At 62.6% G+C, this 2763-nt stretch carries 2 protein-coding genes; both read left to right on the top strand.

Features of this window, described 5'->3' with window-relative positions:
* On the top strand, nt 1-2482 hold a 2482-nt coding region (locus tag GX839_07715; GenBank protein ID NLB05339.1), incomplete at its 5' end, for a hypothetical protein.
* 9 nt (nt 2483-2491) lie between these two features.
* The coding region (locus GX839_07710) for a hypothetical protein (protein ID NLB05338.1) at nt 2492-2763 on the top strand (272 nt) is incomplete at its 3' end.

Below are 2763 nucleotides of genomic sequence, written 5' to 3'. Positions count from 1 at the left end.
GTTGGGGGCGATTGCCGGACTCACCCCGATCGACGGCAACGTGATCGTCGGGGATGGCTCGACGTGGGTGGCCGAGTCGGGGGCGACGGCCCGGGCGTCGTTGGGACTGGGCTCGATGGCCACGCAAGCCGCCGACGCGGTTGCCATCACTGGTGGTGTGATTAGCGGCATTGCCGACTTGGCTGTAGCCGATGGCGGCACGGGTGCGAGCGACGCTGCTGGCGCGAGAGCAAATCTCGGGCTTGCTATCGGTGCCGACGTGCAGGCGCACTCGGCCACCCTCGATACATGGGCTGGTGTATTGCCGTCAGCGAATGGTCAATCGCTTGTGTCTGCGGTTGACTATGCTGCTATGCGCGGCCTGCTGGACCTTGAGCCTGGAACGGATGTGCAAGCGTATTCCTCGCGGTTAGGTGCAATCGCTGCGCTCACGCCTACGGACGGCAATCTGATCGTCGGTAACGGGACAACCTGGGTAACGCAGAGCGGGGAGACAGCCAGGACCACGCTCGGGCTCGGCTCGATGGCCACGCAGGAGGCGGGGGATGTGGCGATCACGGGAGGGGCGATTACCGGTATCACGGACTTAGCCGTGACTGACGGTGGGACAGGTGCGAGTGATGCGGCGGGGGCGCGGGGGAATCTGGGGTTTACGGCTCCGATCCTGGATCGGACGGCACCCGGGGATATTGGTGCGACCACACCGGGGGCTGGGACGTTCACGACGCTCTCGGCTACCGGCATAATCGGCACACCGGAGACCACAAGTAGCACGGTAGGAGTGGTCAATATCGGCGGCCTGCGCATCCACGGCTTCCGGCATCCGACCGGCGACACGGCGCGGCCGGATGGAAATAACGTATTCATCGGGCAGTTGGCCGGCAATTTCACGATGGGTGCGGAGGCGACATCTACCACCCACGCCAGCAAGAATACCGGCATTGGGTATTTGGTGCTAGATAGACTGACGACCGGCTATGGCAACACAGCCATTGGTGACAGGGCTTTGCGTTCAGTCACCGAAGGCGTTCAGAACACGGCCATCGGTCAGATCGCGCTTCTGTCTCTAACCACCGGCAGCAAAAACGTCGCTCTCGGCTACTACGCGGGGAGGTACACCACCGGCAGCGGTGAGAACCAGACCACGTCCAACTCCGTCTATATCGGCTCATCCACGAGAGCCTCCTCTGACGGCGTGACCAACGAAACGGTCATCGGCCACACCGCCATCGGCAGAGGCAGCAACACGGTGCAGATCGGCAACAGCTCGGTCACCGACACGTACATCAGCGGCTGGCTGAACCTGCCCAGCGACACGCGGGGTATCAAGCTCGACGCCGCCGGGACTACCACCCTCTACAGCGACGGCTCGTACCTCGTCGCCAACAAGGGATTCGTCAACCCCGGGACGCTGGTTGAGGTGGCAAAGAAAAACAAGTCGATGGTCTACGGCCACGACGGCACGTCTGCGTATCTGGTGTATCAGCCGTATGTGTGGGGCGGGTCGGCGTGGACGGCGACGAGAGGGTGCGGGTTCGGTGTGCGGGCGATTGAGCAGAACACCGGTACGGACTGCGTGGGCGTGGGGTATTACGCACTCTGCAACAACACCGGCCACGTGTGCGCCGGCCTTGGCGCTTTCGCACTCGCCGGCAACACCGGAGACAACTCCATCGGCTTCGGTTATCAGGCCGGGCGAGATAACACTGGGAATAATCTTGTAGCGCTGGGGTGTTTCACCGGCGGGAACAACATCGGCATCCACACATCGCTCGTCGGCTTTCAGGCGGGCTTGCAGAACACAGGTACGCAAGCCACTGGTCTCGGGTTCGCGGCGCTGACCCAAAACACCGGCAACAACGTTGTCGCGCTGGGGTATCGCACCGGCCGGTACAACGACGGCAGCGACAACACCTTCCTCGGTAGCCATAGCGCCAACACCTTCGCCGCGAACGATTCCGCCGCAAAAGCCTTCGCCCACACCGCAGTCGATCCCACCACCGACCGCATCACAATCCCCGCGCACGGCTTCGGCGCGACCGGATCGTACACGAACCTCAAGTTCAGCCAAGGCACATCGCCAATCACCGGCCTGACATCCGGCAATATCTATCAAGCCAAGATCATCGACGCGGACACCATCGGCCTGAACGAGCCTGACGGTCCCAACGGCACGACGCGCACGATTGCCAACATCACCGCCGCAGGCACCGGCACCGGCCACACGTTCACGCCGCAGCACAAGTACAGCAACGTCACCTGCGTCGGTGCGTACTCGGAACCATCAGCCAGCAATCAAGTCACGCTCGGCAGCACGGCGGTAACCGAGGTGAAAACGTCTGGTGTGATTCTACCAGGCGGGTACAAGGCGGCGGACGGCAGCGCCGGGATCAGCAAGACGATCGCGTTCAAGGACGCCGACAACACTACGCACACGCTCGTCTTCAAGGACGGGCTTCTCACCTCACACACAGAAGCATAGGAGCACACAATGCCTCTCGAACTTCCTCGCATCCCCGGCCAAACCACCGTAGCCGTCCCCGCACGTCCGCAATCGGAATATCCCGACTGGTGGCTCAGCGGGTTGTTTGTTCGCATCCTCGACGATGGCACGTCAACGGCCACACTCCGCTTCCACCGGTACAATTACGAGACGAAGGAACACATGCCAGAGCCGCGTGTCGAGCGCACGGTGGAGCTGGCGGACCTGTGGCAACTCGCCGAAGAGAACGAATCGCTGGCCACGGCGATGGGGGCGATTGT

The organism is Fastidiosipila sp., from assembly GCA_012511175.1.
GTDB lineage: Bacteria > Bacillota > Clostridia > Saccharofermentanales > DTU023 > UBA4923.
Note: the sequence above shows the minus strand (reverse complement) of the source record. Positions and strands in the feature narration are given on the sequence as shown.